The organism is Agromyces albus (genome assembly GCF_004134825.1).
GTDB classification, from domain to species: Bacteria; Actinomycetota; Actinomycetes; order Actinomycetales; family Microbacteriaceae; genus Agromyces; species Agromyces albus.
The window spans coordinates 126,093-148,058 of the sequence record NZ_SDPN01000003.1; the positions used below are offsets into that span (position 1 = coordinate 126,093).

Sequence of the window (21,966 nt, forward strand, 5' to 3'; positions counted from 1 at the left end):
TCCGGACTCGCCGCCTAGATGCCGCACGATCGCGCGCGTCTGTGGCTGACTCATGGTCGATCTCCCCCGATGTTCGAGCCTTGGTCATCCATCGGCGCGACCGCCTGATTCGAGGCGGCCTCTCCGACTTCCCGAGCCTTCTCTGCCGCTCCAACCGCGGCCGCGGCAATGAGGGTCGGAACGCCGATCGCGGCTCCGACTCCCGTAGCGGACTCGGCTGCGCCCGCCGCAGCGAGCCCTTCTGCCCCGGCCGCTTCCCCGGCGCCGGCGCTGGCCGCGACCTTACTGCCGGCCGCGCCCGCGTCACCCGCTGCACCGTCTGCGGCTCGCGCCGCAGCGACATCAGAGAGTCCTCCGCCGCCAGCGCTCTGGACGGTCGACGGCTGCGCGTCGCTCGTGGCCGAGTTCGACGTGCTCGACGTGTTCGAACCGCTGTCGGCGCTCTGGCCGTACCTTTTACCAGCATCCGTCATGTTGTTCGAGCCGATCGGGCTCCCGCTCAGCGTCGGCCCGCTCGTGCCGCCCATCCCGGTCGGGATGACGGGCGCGAACTTGAGCAACAGCAACGGCGAGAGAGCCGCCATGAACAGGGCGATGATCGCGACGAGGAACGTCACGAGCGTTTGCAGCGGTTCGTTCTGCCCGAGTGTCACGATGCTGCCGGCCATCATGTTGAAGGCGAAGCCGAGTAGGAAGAACAGCAGCGGATGCGCCGCGAGGATCCCGAGCCAGACCTGCACGAGACGGATGCCGAAGCTGCGCTTCGTGGGGTCGATGATCCAGACGATACCGAGCGGGATAAGCACGCCCGTGAAGTAGAGCGTGACCAGCTGCACGATGAGCATGAGCACCACCAAGAACAGGCCGATGACCATAAGCAGCATGAGCACGACCGCGACCACAACGCCGCCGGTGAGGGCCACCGGATCCGCGGTGTTGATCATGCCCTCCATTCGGGTAACGACCTGAGAGGTTGAACCCGAGACGCCCCAGGTGATGAACACGTTTGAGAGGGCGTGGAAGAAGTTCACCAGGACGTACCCAAGCATCGGGCCGAACATCGCGCCCGCCATGAACAGCGGGAAGTAGATGCCGATCGATTCCAAGAGATCGCGACCGGCCATCGTGCCGCGCGCCGTCCGCACAAACTGCGGAATCAGCAGCACGATCGCGGAAAAAATCGCGGTCGCAAACGCGATCGCATATGCGTTCAGGAACCACTCGGCCGTGAGATCGGGCAGCGTCGCCTTGGTGAGTGCCGGCAGCACGTCGTTGGCGAGCTGGGATGCGGCATCTTTCAATGCCTTAAAAGTGTTGCCCCACGGATCCTGCCAGTAATTGACGGCTCCGCCGATCGTTTCGCCAATACCGCTGATGAAGCAGACAGGGTCGGTGCATGCTTCATTCGCCTGGACCTGCATCAGCAGCCCTCGGTGAAGCCGCTCCCGAGCGGGAATAGCTCTTCGGTCGGCCGTGGCTGGTTTGCTTCAAGCACCATCCATCCCGCATTGCCCCATTCGAGCGTGTACGTGCTCGAAAGCCGGAAGGTCGGGTGCAGCTCCCCGTTGATCACGATTCCCGTCCCGATCGACACTCGTGCAGAGTCGTCCGAATAGGATTCGAGATTCCAGACGCCCGGAACCGTCGAGACGTAGAACGGCGTCTCATCGGGCACAAGCGAACCGGATACGTTCGGGTTCTTCGCGAGGAAGGCCGGAAGGTCATACTCAGAGTCCGGTGCCACCACTGCCGATTGGATCGTCCCCGCTTCCTCTTGAGTGGGAACAGGGAATTGCCCCATCCAGCGAACAAAGGCAGCGGCGAATTCGACGGCGCCGTTGCTCGTATGTGGTGCGGCTTTCTGGGCCGCGAGCAGCATTGCGGCGTCGCGTGTGTCGCCCCCCATGCATCCGGTCGGCTGGACGTCATCGCTGCTCGGCGAGGGTGTGACCGGGCTTGGGGTGCCGATGAGGATCGGAGCTTTGTCAGGTAGGTTCGCGGCGTACCAGATGCCCCCTGCAACGACGAGAGCCGCGATGGCGGCACCCGTGACGATCCAGGGCCATTTCCGTCGCGGAGGTCGCGCTTCGGTTCGCATCCCGCGGCCTATCCGAACAGCGCGAGGATCGCGCCCACGATCACGGCGAGGGCGGCGAGCACACCCAGCGAGATACCGGCCCACATCGCCTGAGTGCGAGCCGTCTTGTACTCGTTCGGGTTGCCGCCAGTCGATGCGCTGGCCATCTTCACAATGCCGATGATCAGAAAGACGATTGCGAGGATGATGCCGATGCCCCAGAGGCCGGCGACCAGCTTCTGCCAGAGTTCGGTGAACTCCATTCCGAACGCACCAAAGTCAGGGAGAATCCCATCCAAAGGATTCCTGATCTCATCCGCGAGGATGATGATGTTTTTGAGCATGCTTGTGCTTTCTCTTGGTGGTTAGCGGACGCTCTGCTGCAAGTAGGAGACGACGCCCGCGGCGGCGGCCGTGAACGCTTGCCGGGTCGCGGGCGCGAGAGAGTCGAGCGTCATTTGCCCGCGCTCGGCAATGTGCGTGTCGTAGGGAACCTCGAACACCTGGCGCACGTTCGCGTTCGTGATGATCCGGTTCACGCGCTCGACCACCTGCGGATGCTCGGGTCGGCCGTCGGTCAGGCGAACGATGCTCGCGTTGTCTGCCAATGCCGCGGCCTTGCCGCCGGCGGCCCGGAGCACGTCGAGCAGCGCCACTGCCTCGAGCACGGCATCGCCGGCGTTCATGACCGGCACCACGAGCGCGTCGGCCGTCTCGATCGCGCCTTGGAACGCCGATGAGCTCGGCTGGTTCCCGGAATCCATCACCCGGATGCCGTAGAACTCATCCACAACGGCCGCGACGTCGCGCACGTTCTCACGGGTGAGACGATCGCGCCGGCTGGTCGTGCCGATGACCGACGCAAACGACGTCTGCGGGGCTGTGTAGCCCGCAAGCTGTCCAGCGGTCCGGATCCCCGCGACGTCGCGCACAAGTTCACCGATGCCGCGCGGCGGGTTCCCTTCGGCGCGGAAGGTGAGTGCACCGGGGTCGTCGGAAACCTCCATGATCGCGACGGAGCCGCCCCGCACCGCGGCCAGCACGCCACCCAGCAAAAGGGCGCACGGGGTCTTGCCGGTGCCGCCCTTGGGGTTTGCGACAAGCACCGAGACGGCGCGTGTCCACGTCGCCTGTCGGATCGTCTGTTCGTCGCGCCGGCGCTCCTCCCTCGCTTTCAGTTCCGCGGCCTCGGCCGCACCTGGTGCCATGCGGATGCCGATACGCGAGAACGCGCCGCGCATGCCCTTAGTCGCCACGACCGGGGTGTCTGTGGTGGCCCCTGTGGAAAGCTCGCTGAACGGCTCCGAGAGAATGTGGGCCGGCGAAGCGGCCGGCGCGAACGGCTGGGACGCAGGAACGGTGGTGGGTCGGCGGGCCAGCGGCGGCATCACTCCGCGCGAGCGAGCCGGCGGTATCTCGACCGGCTCAGCCGACCCCTGGTCCGTCTCGGCAGGCTCCTCGTTGACGGCGATTGCCGCGGCCGCGTCCCGCACCGCGCGAAGCTCCTGGCCGTGCACCGTGTCTGGGTCCTCGACGTATCCGGTGGCGCGGTGCGCTCCCGGGAACGGTCCGACGGTCGCAGGCGTGTCCCGCTGAATGAGAGTTTCGTTGCTGGAGGCTTGCGGTTCATTGGCAGATTGCTGTTTGAGCATGGTTGCCCCGCATTGCGTGCAGAACTTCGAGCCGATTTGTCTCGAATCGCATGCCGGACACGTCGTCGCTTCAAGTGCGTCGCTCTTCGACGGCGAGAAAATCTCAGTCATGGCAGCCCCTCAGTCACCAGATCCCTGTCCCCCAAGCGAGGGTAACGGATGCCACCGACTGTATCGCGCCGACTGTCCACATTGCTACTAAATAGCATTCTTTGACATCGAAGAATCGGCCGCAGACGCTTCGCGTGGGGCATGATTGGCTGCATGCCCAGGCGCGTGAATTTGGCGGGGATGCCCGTTCGCGCTGCCGCTGCCCATGAAGCGGTTTCAGGTCATGCCCGGTTGAGTGTGCTTCGGTATCTCCTTGATCATCCTGGTTCGAAGCGCCCGGAGATCGTGTCTGGCACGGGCGTGAGTCCCGGTGGCGTGCGCGCTGCTCTGGCGGAGCTCGAGTCGCTGGGTTACGTCGTGGGCGATATCGATGCCCCGCGGAGAGGGCAGCGGGTCCGGTATACAGCGAGCCGGCATGCGCTGACCGATGACCTGACTGCGCTCGTGGCGTGGATCCTCCGATAGCCGTTCGTCGCGTAGCGCCATGCGGGGAGAGCAAGGGGCATGCCCCTCGCCAGCTGGCGGATGGGGAGGAAGCGATGCGCTCCGTGCCCACCCGCCGCTCGTGTTAGTCGCGGACTCTACCAATAATGCAGCGCCGCGACGCGGCGCCACGATGCTGTTTACCGCCGCGACCGCGGCGGGCGGCGCCTGACGGAGCAGGCGCGACGGAAGAGCGTTGATTGGAGCCGCGATGCGGGCACTGCCCTGGTGATTTGTTTGGCCATTCCGGCTGTCGATCGTAGCTCGCGACCGCAGTTTCGTTCCCAGATTGCCGGACGCGCCCGGAGGGCTTATTTCGCCCGACAATCAGGGCACTGCACCTTGTCTCTTCGCAATCGATCTCTCTTGCCGGAAGGCAAACAAAATGATCGATCCGAGAGGACTACCACTGCCGTGACCTGGACCGCCGCACGAACCGCTCCCACCACCATCCACTCCGACGAAGAGAATCGCGCGCGGGTCGCTTTGGTCTGCGACGGGCTCTCAGGCGACCCAACCGTGGGTGCAGCCATCCGCCGATTGGGTGGTGCGGCTGAGCTGCTACATCACGTGCAGTCAGGCACCGACGACGACCCACTCAGCTCGTTCGGCCCCCTCGCGGCGCAGGCGCACGGCTCTCGAGTGGACAGCGTGATCACGATGACCGAACGGCTGGGCCTGGCCCTGATCTCCCCGCAGCACGAGAGCTGGCCACGGGGGCTGGACGCGCTCGGCGACGCAGCGCCGCTGCTGCTCTGGGTCCGAGGCGCCGAGACCGTCCTCGCCGAAGAAGCTGCCGCCATCGTCGGCCCCCGGCACCCGTCTCGCGAGGCGCGGCACGCGACGCTCGAGTTCGCAACCTCGTTGGCCGACCGTGGATGGGTGGTCGCCTCCGGGGTCGCGCCCGGGGTTGAGGAGCTCGCGCTCCGAGCTGCGACGGCGATGCGGGGCGCCACCATCGCCATCGCACCGATCGGCCTGGACCGTCACACCCCTACGGTCGCCACCTCGGTGACTGTGAGTGCTGAACCGCCGACTGCGGAGAGGACGGCGCGGAGCATCCGTCGTGCACGCCAGATCCTGGCGGCGACGGCAACCCGCATGATCGTGGTCGACGAAGCACGTTGCTGGAACGCACGAATGATCGCCGAGACCGCGCGAATGCTACGGCGCCCCGTTGGTCGCGCCGCTGCCACCGAATGAGACGAACCGGTCGCAACTATCGATGTTCGCCAATCGATCGCCAGGCCGGTGTCGTAGGTGGTTCATGTCGGGTGCGGCAGCGCTCGGAACGCCGCGATCGCGCCGCCTTGGACGAGCCAAAAGGCTCCGTCTGCAGCTTCACGCACATCCTGCGGCGGCACGACGTACGTGTGTTGGGCCCGGGCGGATCCGAGCCGATCGCCGGCTGCTTGTCCTGACGCTTCCATTCGCATCATCGTTCCGGCGTACTGGACGATTTCTTCGGGGTCCTTTGAACGCCCGAAGATGAGGGCGGCGCCGCTGGTCAGGGCACGACGCCGGCGGATGTCGTCGTTTGAGAGGCCGGCGGGGCTTTGTGTGGCGAGCACGAGTCCAACGCCGGCGGAGCGGGCTGTTTCGAAGAGGCTGCCTGCGGTGTCTCCGGGGTCCTGTGCCCCGGTGACGAGCTGGGGAAACTCGTCGACGATGACTAAGACTGGTGATTTGTCGCCGGCCTCGAGCCTTGCGGAGAGGAAGTTCCGCAAGTCCAGGAGCAGCAGATCACCGACTCGCGCTTGCGCGTCGTCGACGGGGGAAAGCGGGACCACAGTCAGGTCCGCTGGGGGTGCCGAGTAGGACCAGCCGTCTTCGGTGATCCATCGTTCCAGCGGCCGGAGCGCCACGGCGAGGCTCTGCAGCGCCCGACTTCCGGCGGTGGCACCGTTGCGGTCGACGGTCTGGTTCACGAGCGTGAGGTCGAACTGGTCTCGGACGTGCGGGCCGGGGTTCAAGAGCCGATCGCGGAGGTCAGCGGCGGACCGGATCGGTGCCTCAGCTTGCACCGCTTGGAGCACGCCTCGGATCTCGTCCAGGTAGTGCTGGTTCGCCCCGTCGGGGACGGGCATTAGCCGCATCAGTTTCGCGGTGACCTGCTCCGCCGTCCCTGAGAACAGGTTCCATTGGCCGCCGATCGTCGCGGTGCGGCCGGCGGCGTGGGCCAGGGCGACCATGGATCGGGCGTCGGCCGGGTCGCCCTTCGCGTCAATCACGAACACCGGCCACCCGTACTGGAGAGCACAGAGCACGAAGCCGTTGATCAGCACGGTCTTCCCGCTGCCGGATTCAGCGATGATCAACGCGCGGGCCGCGGACGACGAGTCCGGCATGAGGAGGTAGCGTCCGGTCGGGTCGACCCAGTCGCGGACCTGTCGGGCGTCGTGGAACCGGTCAGCGATGCTCCGCACTGTGGAGCGGGTCACGAACCCGAACGCCTCCTGCCCGTCGACGGTGTGCGGCACGGTCACCGCGCCGTCGCGAACACCGGTGATGCGACCCGTCTGCGGGTCGAGACGGATCCCGATCCGGTCCGCTGTGGCCGCGTCCGCGGCGCGCTTGCGGGCCACTTCGATCCGTTCCTGCCGGAGCACGTCCTCGATCCGGCGCGCCCGGACCCTGTCCGCAATCTGGCGACGGCGAATGGACCAGGTCAGGGGCAGCAGGAGCACCCCGGCGAGCAGGTTCACCATCGCCCATCGCCCGAACATTGGTGCAAGCTGTCCGACCCAGTCGCCGGCGAAGAACTGCTCCGCACCGCCCGATGCGACCCACTCCACTAAGAGCACCGCCTCGATAGCGAGGAGCAGCGTCACCGCGATCGCCCCGATCGTGTTCACGACCCACTGGCCGCGCCGCACCTTCCAGAACGATGCCTTCGTCGCGATCCTCTCCCCCGTGACCCGCGCAACTAGGACGGGTACGAGCAGCGGCAGGGCAACTAAGCCCACAACCACGAGCAGGCCTGCACCCAGGATCGCTTCAATCCCGTCGCTCAGGCCGTCGGACTCCACAGGCACCGCGGTTTGCTCGACACTCATCCGACCCGCTCCCACAGCTCCGGCGTCACGGTCGGGTCACCGACCGCAGGTTCCGGCGCGTCGCCCCACAGCCCGGCGTCGTCGCCGACCCACTTTCCACGCGCATCCAGCACCGGCAGAGTGACCAGCCGGTCGCGTTCGGTGCGGAAGATGAACCGGTCCGCCTCGCGGGCCACTACCCGCGCCGCGTCCGCGGTGCACAGGTACACAACCCGCGTCACCCGGGTCGTTGTCATCCGGGTCGCATGGTTCGTGTGGATTGCCTTGTACCGGTGCAGCGTCTTCGGGGTCAGCTCCACCTCCACGAGCTCGATCCGCTCCCCGCGCACCGCGACCCCATCAACCTGGTGATCCTGGGTCGACCCGGGTCGCCGGTCCCGGTACCACGCGTACCCGCGGGCCAGGTACCGGGCCGACGCGGCCGCGACCGCGACCTCGTGGCGGGCAGTCTGTCGGTACAGGTTCGGCGCGGACCGGCCGATCGCCTGGTGCGTCGCCCACACCACCTGCCCGTCCTGGAAGTTCGGGCGGGCCCTATCCACCAAGCCGACGCCCGCCAGCCGGGCCACCCATTGCTGCGCCTTCCGACGGCTCACCGGCGACCCCGAATGGTCCCCAGCGAGCCCCGACAGGGCCCACCGGATCGCTTCCACGTCCGCCATCCGGACCACGCTCAGCCACTCGAGCATCGCCTCATCACGACTCGTCAACTGCACCATCAGCCCCGCTCTACCCCTCTACTCACGCGCCCCTACCTGCTTCCATCGCCCTGCACACGACCGCCGCCGCACCTTTGCTTTGTTTCTTGTTGTTGTTCTTTCCCTGTCCTGCTGCCCCTGCTTTACTTCCCAACCTCCCTCAGGAACTCCGAAGGATGAGTGCGGGAGGTTGGGAAGCGCGCGAAGCGCGGCAGGGGCAGCAGGACAGGGAAAGAACCGGGTGAACTGTTCGTTCACCTATTCGCGCCGGGTGAACACCCAAGCGCACGCCTATACAACCGGCATTCTTACCCCCAAACGGGGGTAACACGCCGGGAGAACGGCACACGAGGATGTCTCGATCCTCGATGGCGGCGTCAAGGCCGGCAATGCGACTATGCATCGACGGTCGCCCTGTCTACGAGCACGCCATCGAGGCGCGCTCGTTCAACCCAGCGCTGCGCGGTGGTGGGTGCAACCCCGGCGGTGCGTGCCGCGCTCCGCACCGTCGCGCCCGTACCGACGAGCTCGAGCACCTCGACTCGCTTCGCGGTCCGATCCTCGAACTCGCCGACCCCATGCTCGGGTGGTGTGCTCGAAGCGACCGCACCGGACGCCGCTTGAACTGGAGTCTTAGTCGGAGTGTACTTCCCCCTAGTCGAACCCGGACGATCGATCGCACCCGGCCGCCGGGGGCCGCGTGCCGAGCGGTCATCGCGCCGGTACACCGTGGCGGCGGCGAGGTGGGTTGTCAGCAGCAACGCAATCGCCGGCACCGCGTTCACGATCACCGCCGGCGCCTGCCCAAGAATCATCGTGCTCGGGTCCGCGATCGCAACGGCAGCCGCATTGCCGGCAACCGTGAGCGCGCTGAACAGGGCGAACGTGAACCACGGGAGCGTCCGCAGGAATTGTGATGGGGCCGGTACCAGGAGGGCGATCAGCATCGCCGCCAACGCGGGAAGGTCGACCACGATGGGGAACACGATCGCCCGGTCCGGTGGCATGCCGCCGACGTACAACGCCAAGTCGTGCAGTGCACCCCAGGACATGAAGATCGCGAGCGCACCCGCGGCGGCGATGAGCCATCCCAGAAAGATCCGGAGTGGCCGCGACGCCGAACGAAGTTGCAATGGGCCAGTCTCATTCTTGGCCGACCACCGAGGTTCTCGACTCATTTGACGCTCCAATTGTCCGCGGTTCGCGCGCGTACTGATTCATTAGTGTTCATTCCTGTTCTCTTCCTTCTTCTAAGGGGTACGATCACCGTCCCCCTGGCAGGTACGGAGACTGACCCTCTAAGGGGTACGGCGAGCGACCCCCTGAGGGGTACGGTCAGCGTCCCCCTGGCCCCGACCATGGAACGGCAACACCACCGCGTTATCCACAGCCCTCCGACCACCCACCGGTCGCGCGCTTGCCACGAGCAGCTCGTACTCCGCAGGCAGGCCGCGCCCGCCAGTGCGGACGCGCACAATCGCGCCCTTGCCGGTCAATTCCGAGATCGCGCGCTTCACCGCCTGTCGGGCTGCCGGCGACGCATTGTCCGGCGCCATGTACCCAAGCGCGATCGCCGCCATTTCCCGGCCGCCGAAGTACCGCCGCGGGAGGCGCCCATCTGGCGCCTCCTCATCCCAGCACTCGAGCGCCATATGTAGAAGCAAGCGGGTCGCCGCATTGCCCAGCTGAAGTCGGGCCGCGAGGATCACTGCACCCTTCGCGGCATACAGGCCCATGGCAAACAACCCCCTGATGGTCGGACGACGCGAGGCTTACGCGAACGACTCCACGCCCGTTCGCGTGCGTGCCGTGGACTCGACCCACTCGACCACCTCCTGTCGCTTGTACAGCACTGTCCGCTTCGTCGGCTTGTAGAACCGTGGCCCCTGACCCGTGTACCGCAGCTGTGCAAGCGCGCCCACGGACAGCCCGGTGATCTCGGACACCGCTTCCGGCTGAATGAACTCTTTGTCCATCACGTTTCCCTTCGTAATGACAACTCGCTGATGTTGTCGTTGTCAGATTCACGGTAGCAGGCTGCCTTCGACCTGACAACAGCGAAAGCGGTAACCTGTCGAAATGACGGACTACCGCGGGGAAGCCAGCATTGGGGCACGCATCCGCGCCGCCCGTCGCGAACGCGGCTACCGAACAACCCGTGAGCTGGCGGAGACCCTGACGGGCACGAAGATCACTGAATCGGTCCTCGAGAACATCGAGTCAGGGCGCAAAGCCGACCTGACCCTCGGCCAATTCCTCAGCATCGCGTACGCCCTCCGAGTGCCGCCGAGCTACTTGCTCGCTCCCCTCGTCCGACCCTCGGCGCACCTCGACCTGCAGAACATCACCGACGACCTTCAGGGCCTGAGCGCCGCCGAATTCGATGCCTGGTTTTCCGGAGCCTCCACCGGAGCGCACCGGCCCACATCGACCGCAGAACGAAATGATCGGGAAAATCTCGATGCGTATCGGGAGTTGTTCGCTTTACGCCGGGAGATCGACCGGTTGAATGTCGTTGCCGCCCTCGAGGTAAGCGAGCGCGGCGGACCGGACGCTGGTGGCGCTAGCCCTGCGCTCGCCCGAATGGATGCGCTGCGAGCACGGGCCGACGAGCTCGCCCGGCTTCTCAGCACTTCAGGCTTCGACACAAATACCCGAGAGTCGTAGCGCTCGATCTTGATCTGGTTCTACCCGATCTTGATCTGATTCAAGCAGAGCCCGACATCCCCATGGGCTGAATGACGACGAGTCCACTGCCTCGAACGCGCAGGAACCGATCATGACGAGTACTTCCGCTGTTTCGACTTCCCATCGGTCGACTGCTTTGGGCGGCGGGCTTCCGAGCGGCTATCCGCCGAGAATGTTGGTTATGTCCGAATAAGCCCGGCACGTTCGCATCACGTGCGAATTGGCCGGTCCCCTCGATCTCCCCGCAAGAGGACACCTCACCGGGCCCGCATCGTGCGACGTTCCTCGGGCGCTATCGAGGACGACTCCAGGAATCGATCCACACCGAACGGTCACGAGAGAGACGTTCGCGTCGCTCGACGGGATGGAGGCGTCGTCGCGAATCAGGCAGACCCGCGGGCGGCGGTTCTCGCACTATTGGAACATGACTCATCTGACCCGCACGCGGTAGGAGACAATACTCTCGGTGAATGGTGAATAGTTCCGAAGGCGGTCAACGAGCCGTGCGGAAACGCGCGAAAGCTTCCATCGCGGGGACAGCGGATCCGAACGCACCTGAGCGAAGCGACAGCCCTCGATCGCAGTGGTGGAAGCCAGATCCCCACACGATAGGTAATGACATCATTTCGGGCATCGTGGCGGGCGCCGTCGTAGGCGTGACCATTCTCGTGGCGCAGTTCTATGTTGAGGATCAGCGCATCGCGCGTGAGGAGAATCGCGAGGACGCCCAGATCGCCCGTGAACATGTCCGCGAGGACGAGCAGGTAGCGCTGGCAACTCGACTTGAGAACCTCCGTTTCGTGCGGGCACTGTCGTCCATCGAGCCGATGGATCGCCCGTTCCGCGGGCTTGATCTCGAGGATATGGATCTAAGCGGCCTCAATCTCAATGGCGCAGACTTCTCGGAGTCGAACCTGCGCGGAGCTCGGCTTGAGGATACGAGGTTAGCGGGCGTCGACCTCCACGGGGCAGACCTCACCGGCGCCGATCTCTCGAGGGCTGATCTCAGCGGCGCCGATCTTGTGGGCACGACGTTCGAAGATGCAAACTTCTCGATGGCTCATCTTCGGGGCGCTACGATCGGTAAGTTCAACGATGCGCCAGCATCGTCCGCCGCCATTTGGAACGATGCTGACTTGTCCGGCGCCGTGATGAGCACTGTTGATTTCAGCAGAACTGATCGTCTTTGGAGTCGTGACCTACTAGGAGCAACGATTGTCGGACCTAGCGATCTCTCAACGGTGCGGATTATTGATGAGGTCGATCCTCCGAATGGCGGCCCACTCAACGTGCGATACTGCGTCAGCCCGGATGTGGCTCTTCCGACAAATGTGAGAGACGCCACTCCCGACGCTGACCATGAGGATTGTGCGGCCCTTCACAGCAGGTACCAATCGTTGGCGCTCCTGTATGCACGCGGAGATGGCCAGACATTGCCAGGGTCCATCGATCCTCCAGAGGACCTAATTTATCGGCTCGCGGCTACCTACTATCCACTGAGACATCGTGTGAATCCGGACTATGTGTTGAGCCAGGAGCCGGGATGAGGAGCCTTAGTCGCGAACGGCACGATTGATTCTCCAGGGACACACTCCAGTCGTGATGTTAGAACGGAGGGACTCGGACCTCGGATCCTCGCGCGCTCGCGCCGGTTCACCGCCTTCAATTTGGGGTTGGCACAGTCCGGAACGATGCAGACGAGCTCGCCGGTTCTCGTTGCCTCGCGGAATCGCTCTGCAGCACCCTCTGGCATGTACACGACGGAACCGTCAGATGTGCGCGCGAAGACTAAGCGGGGGTCATCCGAGCCGGTGAACTCCCGGAGGCCCGAACCGGCGTGGATGTGCACGGCCGCACCATACAGCCACCCTCTGGCATTTCTCGATGCGTAGACGGCACGGAGAGAATCCGGCTTCACGTCGCTGTGCAGCAAACCGCAATGTCGTGTCCGCCGAGCTCCAGTGGCGTGTGCACGCGATCCGACGCCAGCCCCATCAGACGCTGATCTTACTTCCAGGTGTGACCGCGTCGTTCCGGATGAACATGTTGCCGAGCACCGCTCGACAACTCGCGTTGGATTTGATAGCCGATAACTTCGTTATGTCCGAATGTAAATCCCCTACCTGCAGAAAATGCAGGATCTAGCCTGCTAAGCCCCGCAAGCGGGTGACTCAGCGGGCGATTCCCGGCGCGGTCGCTATGAGTCGCTAGACCTCGAGAGCCAGTCTCTGACATCGAGTACCAGCTGGTCCGCGTCAATATCTGCCTCCCGAGCAAGGGACGCGATCTCGGTGGCGACGGCCTGGCTCGCAGATGTCACGCTCACGGCTCCCTCCGGTTGATGCTGCCTAGTCAGTGCCTTCAACACCCAGATGACATCGGCTTTGAAAATGAGTCTGCCGCGCTCACCGGCGATTGCTACGGCAGCGCGAGCCTTGCCCTCAATAGTTCCTTTGGTGAGTGCGGCGATCGCTTGACCATCGATCGGGCCAGCGTCGAGCACGGCAGAGATTGTGTCTTGCATTCGACCCCAAGTGATGAGCGGCAGCTCGGGATCGACGGCGCGCAGGTTTCGGAAGGAGGCTGGCACGTCGCTTTCCCGCGGCTCGCGATCCCAGTCGTCGGGGACAGCTCGACCAATTGGATGCACATAGCCGGGTTGAGGCCCGCTGACCGATGCGCTCGGTTCGATCCGTCGCAGGAGGGCTGTGAAGCCCCCGGTGCCGCCCCAGACGTTCATTGACTCCCTTCCGAACCGCGCCAAGACCTGTTGCGACACAGCCGCGAGAGGAAGCGGGCGTGTCATTCCTGCAAGGATCTCGCGCACGCCCTCTTCCACATCCTCGGCTTCCGAGCTCAGATCCTGAGCTTCGATGCGGGCTGACTTGCTATCAACCGGCGGTTGAGACAGCAAGGGTGACTCATCATCGTCGAGGGGCGGCGCGGCAAGGACGTCCTTCAAGAGGGTCGGTTCGAGACTGTCGGCGGGATGCCCTCCGGTAGCCAGCCGGTGCAGTAGCCCATGCTTGATCGACACGAGCCGGCCAGCTTCGGTAGTGGCACCCACCGCGATCAGGAGTCGCTCGGCCGTGTCAATTGCGCGGTAGGTGTCCGCGTCATCGAACTCGCGAAGATGCGCCCAGGCATTGCGAACCGCGATGAGCTCACTCGCATACGTTGCAGCTACGCGAGGCATGCTCGATGAGAACAGGTAGCCGTGCGCGCCGAGGCGCTCCGTAAGCATGCGCAGCAGCGGCGCGACATCTCCGGCACCAACCGCAACCGAGTCGAAACCCACCCGCGCATCCTTCTCAGCAAGCAGGGCTGACCAATGGCCGACTTCCGGCAGCTTCTCTGCAACGACCTCCGAGACGAATGGGTCAAGGCCGCGCACGGCAGTCTTCAGCACGAACCGAATCGCGTCCTCGTTCTCCAACGCCGCCCCCAAACAATGCGTGAACTGCAGACTAGGGCCTGGACAGCGGACGAGGGTAAAAGCGGCGCGTTGGACCGTCCGTCGTTCCGCACAAGCGGATCCGCTTGCGGTCGTCCGTTGACCCCTGCCGTGCCGAGCGATCGGCGTCCATCCAGCCCATAGCCGGGTCGGTCTTCAAGCGCGACTCAAACTTTCAAAACTGACATTGAAGTGCATCTAGACAAACCTTCAATATGCTTCTATGCGCCGATTCAAACACAAATTGAAAAGGAGTTCATTATGAACGGCACACTCAGCATCCATGGCGACCTCACGGTCCTCAGTGATCTTGCGTTGAAGATCGACGAATGGTTTCCTGGCGCGCTCGAAACGGCCGTGGCGTCCGATGCCTGGGGCGGCTGGACAGTCGACCGCATGACAGTACTGCTGGATCGCTTGCACCCCTGGCAGCTGCTCCTCGTAAGCTTCGTTGCTCGCTCGGGGGGCAGGCGGAGCGACCCCGAGGTGCGTGAGAAGTTCGCGATCGGCGACAGCGGCCTCCGCGGCCAGACCGGCGCGATCTCCAAGCACATTGAGACCATGAAGAAGGCAGGGCTGATTCCGGACGACGCGAGCCACCTCGTGAAGGTAGACCGTACTGGATCCGTGCCAGCCTTCGCGATCCCCGGCGAGTTGATGCCGATCGTTGAGGCAGCACTCGGACAGCCGCAGGTCGAAAAGGCCCTCGACGACGCTCGACGGTCACAGGGTCTCAACGAGCGCAAGTGAGGCTGCTGCAACGCCAAACGGAGCCGACCGCGTGATTGCTCGTAAGCGGGACTCCTTCGGGCTCGTCCCCATGGGTTCCGGCATCCGCTGACCGCCGATCCAGACGGTCGGGTGGATGGCCAACGGCGTGGAGGTGCTCGTTAGTCCGGTTCGACCGTTTCCACCAGGTCGAGCAGCTGGGCCCATGCACCCTGCATCATCTCAGTAACGTCGGTGCCTGCTGCCCGGATCTGACCGATCCGCACCACATGCCCCTTGGTGTGCTCCGACCATCGGCCCAGCGTCCCAACCTCGGTCGGTGACCACTCGAACGCCGACTTCACACTGTTCGTGTCCGCGTCGACGATGATGAACACGGTCACGTCAAACCCGAGGGTGCGGATCGGGGAGAACGTCTGCGACGGGCTCGCGTTGCGGTCGACTGACCGGGCTTTCACCTGGATACGGCGCCCGTCCGCAGCGGTCAGATCGTACGATTTCTCGGAGTTCTTCGCCAGCAGACCACCGTACGCGAGGGCAGCAGCGTACTCGGCGAGGTCTCCAAGTGGGGCGTTCTTCGTGCGGACGAGCCCTCGGCGTCGGAGCTCGGTGAGAATGTCGGCGTACAAGGTCAGCAGCTGTCCGACGGTCAACGTGTGAATCGTGATTGGCACACCCCGATGATGGCAGGTGTGCCGGCGACGTCAATGCGCGCCGATAGCCTGACACCTGTGTTCATGACCGAACCTCGCACCATGCGGCACGACGGAGTCCGAGAAGAGCGCCGCACCCTGCTCGAGACCGTCGCCAGGGCGCAACCACTGCGGCAATTCACCGCGGAGATAAGTGCAGGGCCTCCCCCTGTGATTCGGATCAGATACGCCGCACAGATGGTCACCGGCGATGGCCAGGAGAGCACACGGGGTGATAGCCCAGATCCTCGTAGATGTCAGCGAGTGGGTACCTGCAAATCGCACACGCCTTCGGTTTCGGCGCTGCCAATGGTTGCCGTGCGTTCCTCACGACCTGATTGATGACATCATCGGCGTCGTGCGCTCTCGCCCGTGCGGCGATGCTCGCGCGGAGATCGTCCATCCTCTGCGTTGCCTCGGCGCGTTTCTGTTCGCTTGCGAGGTTGAGCACATGGAACGAGGTCCTAGACGCACCGTGCCGAGTCGTTGGCTGGATCGTCTTGTAGACCAAGCCCATCACGGTCAGCGCGTTTAGCCATTGGGTAATCGGCTGGTGAACCTCTTCTGTGGTGACCTCTGAGCAATTCAATGACCTCGCCATTTCCGGAGTGCTCAGCCCGGTGCGGTGAGCCTTCCCCGCGATGAACTGGCGGAACAGTTTCTCCTGCCACATCTCGTGTGGGAAGGGGATCCCCGGTGTGGCATCGACTTCAACAGAGAGGTGAGCTGGCCATGCTCCGCCGTTTTTAGCGAGAACCGTGGTTCGGCGCTCCGATGCGAGCCATTGGTCGGTTCGTTCTTTGCGCAGTCGAGTGATTTGCCCGGCCTTCCGCGCACGGATCTGCGCGAGTCGTTGGCTCTTGGCTCGCTGACGTTCTTCCTCCTCGGCCCGCATTCTTGCTTGCTTGGATTCGGCAGCCGCCTGCGCCCTGACTTCCACCTCTCTCAACCGTGCGTAGTCCTCGCGCGCGCGGTACAGCGCTTGCAAGCTATCGGTCGTGAACCCGGATCCTACGAGTCGGAATGCGTCCAACGGCTCCGAGGTGAATTGACCGCGATACGTGCGGGCGGGCACGACGAACTGCCTGCCATTGTTCAGGTGGCGCAGAGAGGTCGCGGTTCCGATCTGGCCGAGCTCCGGGTTGATCCAAAGGACCGGGGCGCCGTCGAGCGTTGATGCTTCCTGCACGGCGTTGAGAAGCACTCCTAGCTCGCTGCCGCTCTCTGGCCGCAGATGAGGTGAGGTGTGACCCCACAACCAAATGTCAACGATGTCGAGGGCCTTGTAGTGCTGGTGCCGTTCGTTCCAGGCGTCGACCGTGATCGGGCTGTACTGGACCTCGAACGCCGCTTTCCTCCCGGACTGCGACGTGAACATCACGTCTGCCCGTCGCCGTCCGTCTTCGGTGGTCTCCTCCAGCTCGACCACTGCTTCCGGGTACTTCAGCCTCAGCCAGCGTGCGATAAGCAACTGCGCCTGGAGGTGATGAATACCCATGCCCGCATGCCCACCAGCGCCGGCGTGGTGGGCGAATCCATGCCGGCGCTCGCGCCGGTTCACCGCCTTCAATTTGGGGTTGGCGCAGTCCGGAACGATGCAGACAAGCTCGCCGGTTCTCGTTGCCTCGCGGAATCGCTCCGCAGCACCCTCTGGCATGTACACGACAGAACCGTCAGAGCCACGCGCGAAGACTAAGCGGGGGTCATCCGAGCCAGTGAACTCCCGGAGGCTCGAACCGGCGTGGATGTGCACGGCCGCACCGTACAGCCACCCTCTGACATTTCTCGATGCGACTGCCTTCACGAGTGTTGACCGATATGAATCACTCTCTGGATGAACGTGCCTGTCGCTCGCTGACCATATGATCTGACCGAGAGAGGGCTAATGACTGAGTTCGTTTCCGCCACCGCGGACATCCGCGGCGACTACCGCTACTCGCTGACGCGCGTCTGGGACGAAGCGCTGCCGACGATCACATTCGTGCTACTGAACCCGAGCACCGCCGACGCGCAGCAGCTCGATCCGACACTGCGGCGGTGCGTGAGTTTCGCGACGCGCGAGGGGTACGGCGGCATGGTCATCCTCAACCTGTACGCGTTCCGCACCAAGTCCCCGAAGTTGATGAAGGCCGCGGCTGACCCGGTGGGACCGGAGAACGATCGCGTGCTCGCAGGTGCGACCGGCACCGTCGTCGCCGGGTGGGGCAACATCGCCGACCCCGAGCGCGTCGCCCAGGCGGTGGCGCTCCTGCCGCCGCTCCACGCGCTGGGGATCAACGAGGGTGGACAACCGACGCATCCGCTCTACGTGCTCGGCGATGCGCCGCTGATCGAGTGGATGCCGTAACCGTGCGACGCGGGCGCTGAGGTTTCCGTAGAGCTTGTAGTTGCTCGAGCGGTGCCAGAGACCCCAGCGGGGCGCCTGCGCGGCGAGCTGGAACCACGGAGTTCCCATCTCGATCCCGAGCTGCTTGGCCTCGTCGCTCGCTTCAAGTCCGAGCGAGCTTTGTGGAAGTTCGATTAAGGGACTTCACCATCAGCAAATCCACAACCTGCAGAATTTGCGCGATTCCAAGCCCCTCCCCCGCAATGGAACAGATGCAACCATCGTGTCGCCGCCGTCTCTCATCGCTCTACTTGGCGCAGGAGTGGCGGGAATGCAGCAACGATCTGCTCGCGCGTGGCGGTCGTGTCTGCGAACGGGTATGGGTCGTATTGCGCCAGCCCGGCCTCTACGTAGTCGTGCTGCGACAATCTCGTCGCCGTCTCGTCCCATCCCCCCTCAAAGTAGATGACGTCCTCGTGACCAACTCGCCTGAAAAGCCCTACGAGCGGCTCGAAGGGGATCGAATAAAGCCACTTGTGCCGATCGCGGTCGGACACCACCCAGATCATCGCCGGCCCGTGCTCTGACGAGGGATAGAACTCGAGCACAAATGAATGGATAAACAAGGTGATGAGTTCATGGACGGTGAGCTCGGTTTGGCGCTTCGACTCCATGTCGTAGTACTCCCAATACGACCACCTGTCGTAAATTCCGGGAACACGATCCTTGAGCGGGTGCATCCCCAGCGAAACTCGCTCCCGTGGCAGGAAAGAGGACGTCTTCGCGGACTCGATCAAGCGCCGGATAGTGAACATGCCTACCAAGAGGTCGCGCTCGACGAGGAAGCCGGTTCGTGTCGTCCACCGCGTCATCTCGGAACGCCGCTCGAGCGCGGCGGCAACCTTCAATAGCTCTTCACGCCAAGGCACGGAATCTGCGATCACCTGCAAAGTCTCGCAGTGTCAGGTTCGCAACTGGGGATCCCTCAGTGCGATGCTGTTGTCGCTCCAAGCGAATGACGCTTGGACCTCGAGCGCTGAATCCACCCGAGAACCAGGAGCAGCAGCCCGCAGATCAGAGTCAGCGCGCCGAGCATGAGAAGCGAGCGCTCGCCCGGCGTGGCAGCACTGAGCTGGACCATGAGGTCATGATGCTCGGTGCCGGCAAGATGGTCGACGGCAAACACCCGGCTTGAGTGCGAGAACAGTGCGGCGAAGACGAGACCGACCCCAACGAGCGCCAAGCCGCAGCCGCCCAAGAGCAGCTGACTCCAATCCGGCTTCATCGCGCCTCCCCTCGGAATGCAGAGCGCTCAAAGCCTCCCACGTTCCGCCGGAGCAGGGCACGGCGCTTCCGATCCCTCTCCTTCTTGACCTGTATGGGCTCCAAACGCGACTGATCCGGCTGCAATGAAGATTATGGTCACGCAGAGTTAAGAGGCGGGCTCGTGCGGACATGTCCTTTGTGAGCGCATTCCCTAGGAGAGGGCAGAACGATGGACTGGTTGGACGAGGCCGTACGCGAGGCGGCGCCGCCCGCACTGGGATCGAACCCCGCCACGAGCGAGCGCGCCGCCGCAGTCGCGGCAGAAGCGGTCGCTGGTCGCGGCCGGCCGGGTGCTTGGCATTCACGGTTGCGACGGCTCGCCGGCGGCGCAGGCCTCGGGCTTGGTGTTTTGGCTCTCGGTGTCTGCGCGGCGGCGGCCTCACCGGCGGTCATCGACTGGTTGGGTTGGTCGCCTGATGTCGTCGCCCAACGCACGTTTGACTTGGATGACGGCGTCGAGCTCGGACTCTGTGAAGTGTTCATCCGAGTCGCCCCCGAGTACGGCTCCGTGCCCGATGAGGAGGCCGACCGTCGGACCGAAGCAGCCCGACGGTTCCTTTCCGAGCACGATTGGGATCCGCTCATCGCCTCGGTCACCGCCGAGGAGATCCAAACGGCGTTCGAGCGCGACCAGGCGCAACGGGAGTCGATCACCACGGACACGATGACCCCGCCGCCCGCAACGCTCTCCGGCGCCGCAACCAGCCTGATCGCCGATCGCATCCGCGCCGAGTTCGAAGAGGCGGGCCACCTCCAAGATGGCGTCGCGCTCGAAGGCGCCGCGGGCCCCTGCGCCGCCGAGAACGACGGAACCGCAGAATGATCGGCAATCGTCGTCAGGCCGGCGACGAACGCCTGACGGCCGCGTACACCGCCAACGCGACCGACCTGCTCACGTACTTCGCTCGACGGGTGGAGATCCCGGCTGACGCGGCGGACCTGCTCGGGGAAACGTTCCTGATCGCCACCCGGCGCAGCAGCCGCCTCCCCGTGGACGACGAGGAGGCGCGGATGTGGCTATTCGGGATCGCCCGGAATGTTCTCGCCAACGCCGCACGCGGCACGGCGCGTCGGCACCGGTTCACCGCTGGGCTCAGAGAGCACCTCGCCACACTCCCGCCGGAGGCACCCGGCGACCGGGCCCTCGACGTCCGAGCGGCGCTCGACGCCATCCGGGCAGATCAGGCCGAACTGGTGCGGCTGGTCCTCTGGGACGGATTCACCGTCCCCCAGGCGGCCGTCATCCTCGGGATCACCGAATCCACCGCCCGCGGACGCTACCAGCGTGCACGCACTAACCTCCGCACCCAGTTGCACGACTACCAGCACGAATGGAGCAACACGTGAGCGCCCACCCCATCGATCCCGCCGCCCCCAGTCTGCCGCCGACGCAATCGATCGACATCACGGCCTACCTTCCCAGCCCCATCGACGAGCCATCCGGCTGAGGCGCACTCGATATTCGGTCCCCGCACCGGAACTTCCATCGGGGTGCTGACCTCAACGGTCGCTCGGCAGATCGCGATTCCGTTTGAGTCGCCCGAGGATGCCCGGTGGTGGAGCTTTGAACGCCTCGTCATCCGAAGCGAGCTTTGTGGAAATCCGATTAAGCCACTTCACCATCAGCCCTTATCAGACCCGGTTTTGCTTGGCTCGTAGCGCTCGTTGTCATGTGAAAAAGACAACGGTCTTTGCCCGTACCGAGCAACATCGCGAATCCGCGATCCGCGCGCCTACTCCTCGTTCAGGTGGGGCCGACCTGCACGCCGGTACGGTGGTGGTCGTGGAACTGACCGAATCCTGGCGCGATGTGATGCCCCAGCCGCTGCTGGAGCGGTACCGTTTCGCTGAAACACGCAACGCTGCGATGTTGATCAGATCGACGCACCCTCAAGAGTTCGAAGACCTGTGTCGTGTTCTTGAAGCGTTTTACTTCGATCTAGACCGCATCGTCCGGCCTGGCGGGTCGAAGCATCTGATCTCGCTCGAGCTCGACGAGGCGTTCCGAGAGCTTGGCTGGCGCGAAGGCAGGTACGACCAGGAGCTGACGACCACGCTCACGCTTGAGCCGTACCGCGCAGCCGGTGAGAGGGCGAAAAGGCGGCGCAGCACCGTCAACGAGTATGGCGGCCACAAGATCGACAACGTAAAGGGCCGTATCGGGCTTGACGTCGAGTGGAACCCGAAGGACGGCAACCTCGACCGAGACTTCGGTAACTTCCGCGCGCTCTACGACGGCGGCGCGCTCGACGCAGGGGTGATCGTCACCCGCACTGTCACCGGCATGCGGGACCTCTGGGTCGACACGATTGCGCGCAGCAAGGAGATCGCACCAAGCGAGGCCTGGGCGAATGAGTGGGCGCAGCGAATCGAGAAGACGCCGAACGATCCTCTCGGCACGAGCACGACGTCGAACTTCGAAAAGCTCGTTCCCCGAGTCAAGCGCGGTGACGGCGGTGGATGCCCGATTCTCGCGATTGCCATCACGACCGAGCTCTACGACTGGCCCCATGATCTGGACATGGCGATTCGCAACCTTGCGCGGAGCGTAGACCGTGGCGTCACGCCAGAACGCCTTGGCCATCGGATGGGGCTGGTTCACACTGACGCGATCGCACCGGAACTCCTTAGGTCAGACGACGACCTCGAGGACCAATAGCGGGCATTGCCGCTC

22 protein-coding genes are annotated in these 21,966 nt (G+C 64.4%); 9 read left to right on the plus strand and 13 right to left on the minus strand.

The window, feature by feature from the left end; translation table 11 throughout:
- Positions 1 to 50 precede the first annotated feature (50 nt).
- The 4 genes from ESP51_RS02945 to ESP51_RS02960 all read right to left on the minus strand — a co-directional run bounded on the left by ESP51_RS02945 (position 51) and on the right by ESP51_RS02960 (position 3,840).
- Entirely contained in the window at positions 51 to 1,301 is a 1,251-nt protein-coding gene (locus ESP51_RS02945; RefSeq protein ID WP_129519394.1) for a hypothetical protein, read from the minus strand.
- 119 nt (positions 1,302 to 1,420) lie between these two features.
- Positions 1,421 to 2,098: a hypothetical protein gene (locus ESP51_RS02950; RefSeq protein ID WP_129519395.1), complete on the minus strand. Its 678-nt coding sequence runs from the start codon at positions 2,096 to 2,098 to the stop codon at positions 1,421 to 1,423.
- An 8-nt stretch (positions 2,099 to 2,106) separates the two neighbouring features.
- Complete coding sequence (locus ESP51_RS02955) at positions 2,107 to 2,421, minus strand: pilin (RefSeq protein WP_241842940.1); 315 nt, start codon at positions 2,419 to 2,421, stop codon at positions 2,107 to 2,109.
- Positions 2,422 to 2,442: 21 nt separating this feature from the next.
- The gene (locus ESP51_RS02960; protein WP_129519396.1) at positions 2,443 to 3,840 is read right to left on the minus strand and encodes a MinD/ParA family ATP-binding protein; all 1,398 of its coding nucleotides are present in this window, start codon (positions 3,838 to 3,840) and stop codon (positions 2,443 to 2,445) included.
- A 180-nt stretch (positions 3,841 to 4,020) separates the two neighbouring features.
- Between ESP51_RS02960 and ESP51_RS21230 the strand changes: the two genes are divergently transcribed.
- Both ESP51_RS21230 and ESP51_RS02970 read left to right on the plus strand, forming a co-directional pair.
- Positions 4,021 to 4,305 carry a winged helix-turn-helix transcriptional regulator gene (locus tag ESP51_RS21230; protein WP_422386825.1) on the plus strand — a complete coding sequence of 95 codons (285 nt, stop codon included), beginning with the start codon at positions 4,021 to 4,023 and terminating at the stop codon, positions 4,303 to 4,305.
- A gap of 432 nt (positions 4,306 to 4,737) precedes the next feature.
- Positions 4,738 to 5,526, plus strand: a complete 789-nt coding sequence (locus ESP51_RS02970) for a DNA-processing protein DprA (RefSeq protein WP_164990372.1) — start codon at positions 4,738 to 4,740, stop codon at positions 5,524 to 5,526.
- 62 nt (positions 5,527 to 5,588) lie between these two features.
- On the opposite strand, the gene ESP51_RS02975 is transcribed toward ESP51_RS02970, so the two are convergent.
- From ESP51_RS02975 to ESP51_RS02990, 4 genes are all read right to left on the minus strand, one after another.
- On the minus strand, positions 5,589 to 7,352 hold the full coding sequence (locus ESP51_RS02975) for a type IV secretory system conjugative DNA transfer family protein (RefSeq protein ID WP_164990373.1): 1,764 nt from the start codon (positions 7,350 to 7,352) through the stop codon (positions 5,589 to 5,591).
- A gap of 23 nt (positions 7,353 to 7,375) precedes the next feature.
- Entirely contained in the window at positions 7,376 to 8,098 is a 723-nt protein-coding gene (locus tag ESP51_RS02980) for a hypothetical protein (RefSeq protein ID WP_129519400.1), read from the minus strand.
- Positions 8,099 to 8,472: 374 nt separating this feature from the next.
- The gene (locus ESP51_RS02985; RefSeq protein WP_164990374.1) at positions 8,473 to 9,210 is read right to left on the minus strand and encodes a DUF2637 domain-containing protein; all 738 of its coding nucleotides are present in this window, start codon (positions 9,208 to 9,210) and stop codon (positions 8,473 to 8,475) included.
- Between the two features lie 639 nt (positions 9,211 to 9,849).
- The gene (locus ESP51_RS02990; RefSeq protein WP_129519402.1) at positions 9,850 to 10,053 is read right to left on the minus strand and encodes a helix-turn-helix transcriptional regulator; all 204 of its coding nucleotides are present in this window, start codon (positions 10,051 to 10,053) and stop codon (positions 9,850 to 9,852) included.
- A 103-nt stretch (positions 10,054 to 10,156) separates the two neighbouring features.
- Between ESP51_RS02990 and ESP51_RS02995 the strand changes: the two genes are divergently transcribed.
- Positions 10,157 to 10,744 carry a helix-turn-helix domain-containing protein gene (locus ESP51_RS02995; protein WP_129519403.1) on the plus strand — a complete coding sequence of 196 codons (588 nt, stop codon included), beginning with the start codon at positions 10,157 to 10,159 and terminating at the stop codon, positions 10,742 to 10,744.
- Between the two features lie 491 nt (positions 10,745 to 11,235).
- Positions 11,236 to 12,312, plus strand: a complete 1,077-nt coding sequence (locus ESP51_RS03000) for a pentapeptide repeat-containing protein (protein ID WP_129519404.1) — start codon at positions 11,236 to 11,238, stop codon at positions 12,310 to 12,312.
- Positions 12,313 to 12,962: 650 nt separating this feature from the next.
- On the opposite strand, the gene ESP51_RS03005 is transcribed toward ESP51_RS03000, so the two are convergent.
- Positions 12,963 to 14,201 (minus strand): Swt1 family HEPN domain-containing protein, encoded by a 1,239-nt coding sequence (locus ESP51_RS03005; RefSeq protein ID WP_129519405.1) that lies wholly within the window; start codon positions 14,199 to 14,201, stop codon positions 12,963 to 12,965.
- A 279-nt stretch (positions 14,202 to 14,480) separates the two neighbouring features.
- Between ESP51_RS03005 and ESP51_RS03010 the strand changes: the two genes are divergently transcribed.
- Positions 14,481 to 14,969: a hypothetical protein gene (locus tag ESP51_RS03010; protein ID WP_129519406.1), complete on the plus strand. Its 489-nt coding sequence runs from the start codon at positions 14,481 to 14,483 to the stop codon at positions 14,967 to 14,969.
- 140 nt (positions 14,970 to 15,109) lie between these two features.
- On the opposite strand, the gene ESP51_RS03015 is transcribed toward ESP51_RS03010, so the two are convergent.
- Positions 15,110 to 15,601, minus strand: a complete 492-nt coding sequence (locus ESP51_RS03015) for a DUF6998 domain-containing protein (RefSeq protein ID WP_129519407.1) — start codon at positions 15,599 to 15,601, stop codon at positions 15,110 to 15,112.
- 241 nt (positions 15,602 to 15,842) lie between these two features.
- A complete protein-coding gene (locus ESP51_RS03020) occupies positions 15,843 to 17,393 on the minus strand; it encodes a competence protein CoiA family protein (RefSeq protein WP_129519408.1) in 1,551 nt (516 codons plus the stop codon).
- 132 nt (positions 17,394 to 17,525) lie between these two features.
- On the opposite strand from ESP51_RS03020, the gene ESP51_RS03025 reads away from it, so the two are divergent.
- On the plus strand, positions 17,526 to 17,987 hold the full coding sequence (locus tag ESP51_RS03025) for a DUF1643 domain-containing protein (protein ID WP_129519409.1): 462 nt from the start codon (positions 17,526 to 17,528) through the stop codon (positions 17,985 to 17,987).
- 278 nt (positions 17,988 to 18,265) lie between these two features.
- Here ESP51_RS03025 and ESP51_RS03030 read toward each other — a convergent pair whose 3' ends face one another.
- Together ESP51_RS03030 and ESP51_RS03035 are read right to left on the minus strand one after the other, a co-directional pair.
- Positions 18,266 to 18,910, minus strand: a complete 645-nt coding sequence (locus tag ESP51_RS03030; protein ID WP_129519410.1) for a hypothetical protein — start codon at positions 18,908 to 18,910, stop codon at positions 18,266 to 18,268.
- A 41-nt stretch (positions 18,911 to 18,951) separates the two neighbouring features.
- Positions 18,952 to 19,251 carry a hypothetical protein gene (locus tag ESP51_RS03035; protein WP_129519411.1) on the minus strand — a complete coding sequence of 100 codons (300 nt, stop codon included), beginning with the start codon at positions 19,249 to 19,251 and terminating at the stop codon, positions 18,952 to 18,954.
- Between the two features lie 210 nt (positions 19,252 to 19,461).
- On the opposite strand from ESP51_RS03035, the gene ESP51_RS03040 reads away from it, so the two are divergent.
- The 3 genes from ESP51_RS03040 to ESP51_RS03050 all read left to right on the plus strand — a co-directional run bounded on the left by ESP51_RS03040 (position 19,462) and on the right by ESP51_RS03050 (position 21,951).
- Entirely contained in the window at positions 19,462 to 20,115 is a 654-nt protein-coding gene (locus ESP51_RS03040) for a hypothetical protein (protein WP_129519412.1), read from the plus strand.
- A complete protein-coding gene (locus ESP51_RS03045) occupies positions 20,112 to 20,639 on the plus strand; it encodes an RNA polymerase sigma factor (RefSeq protein WP_129519413.1) in 528 nt (175 codons plus the stop codon). The genes ESP51_RS03040 and ESP51_RS03045 overlap by 4 nt, the downstream gene beginning before the upstream one ends.
- A gap of 436 nt (positions 20,640 to 21,075) precedes the next feature.
- Positions 21,076 to 21,951 (plus strand): BglII/BstYI family type II restriction endonuclease, encoded by an 876-nt coding sequence (locus ESP51_RS03050; protein WP_164990375.1) that lies wholly within the window; start codon positions 21,076 to 21,078, stop codon positions 21,949 to 21,951.
- Positions 21,952 to 21,966 lie beyond the last annotated feature (15 nt).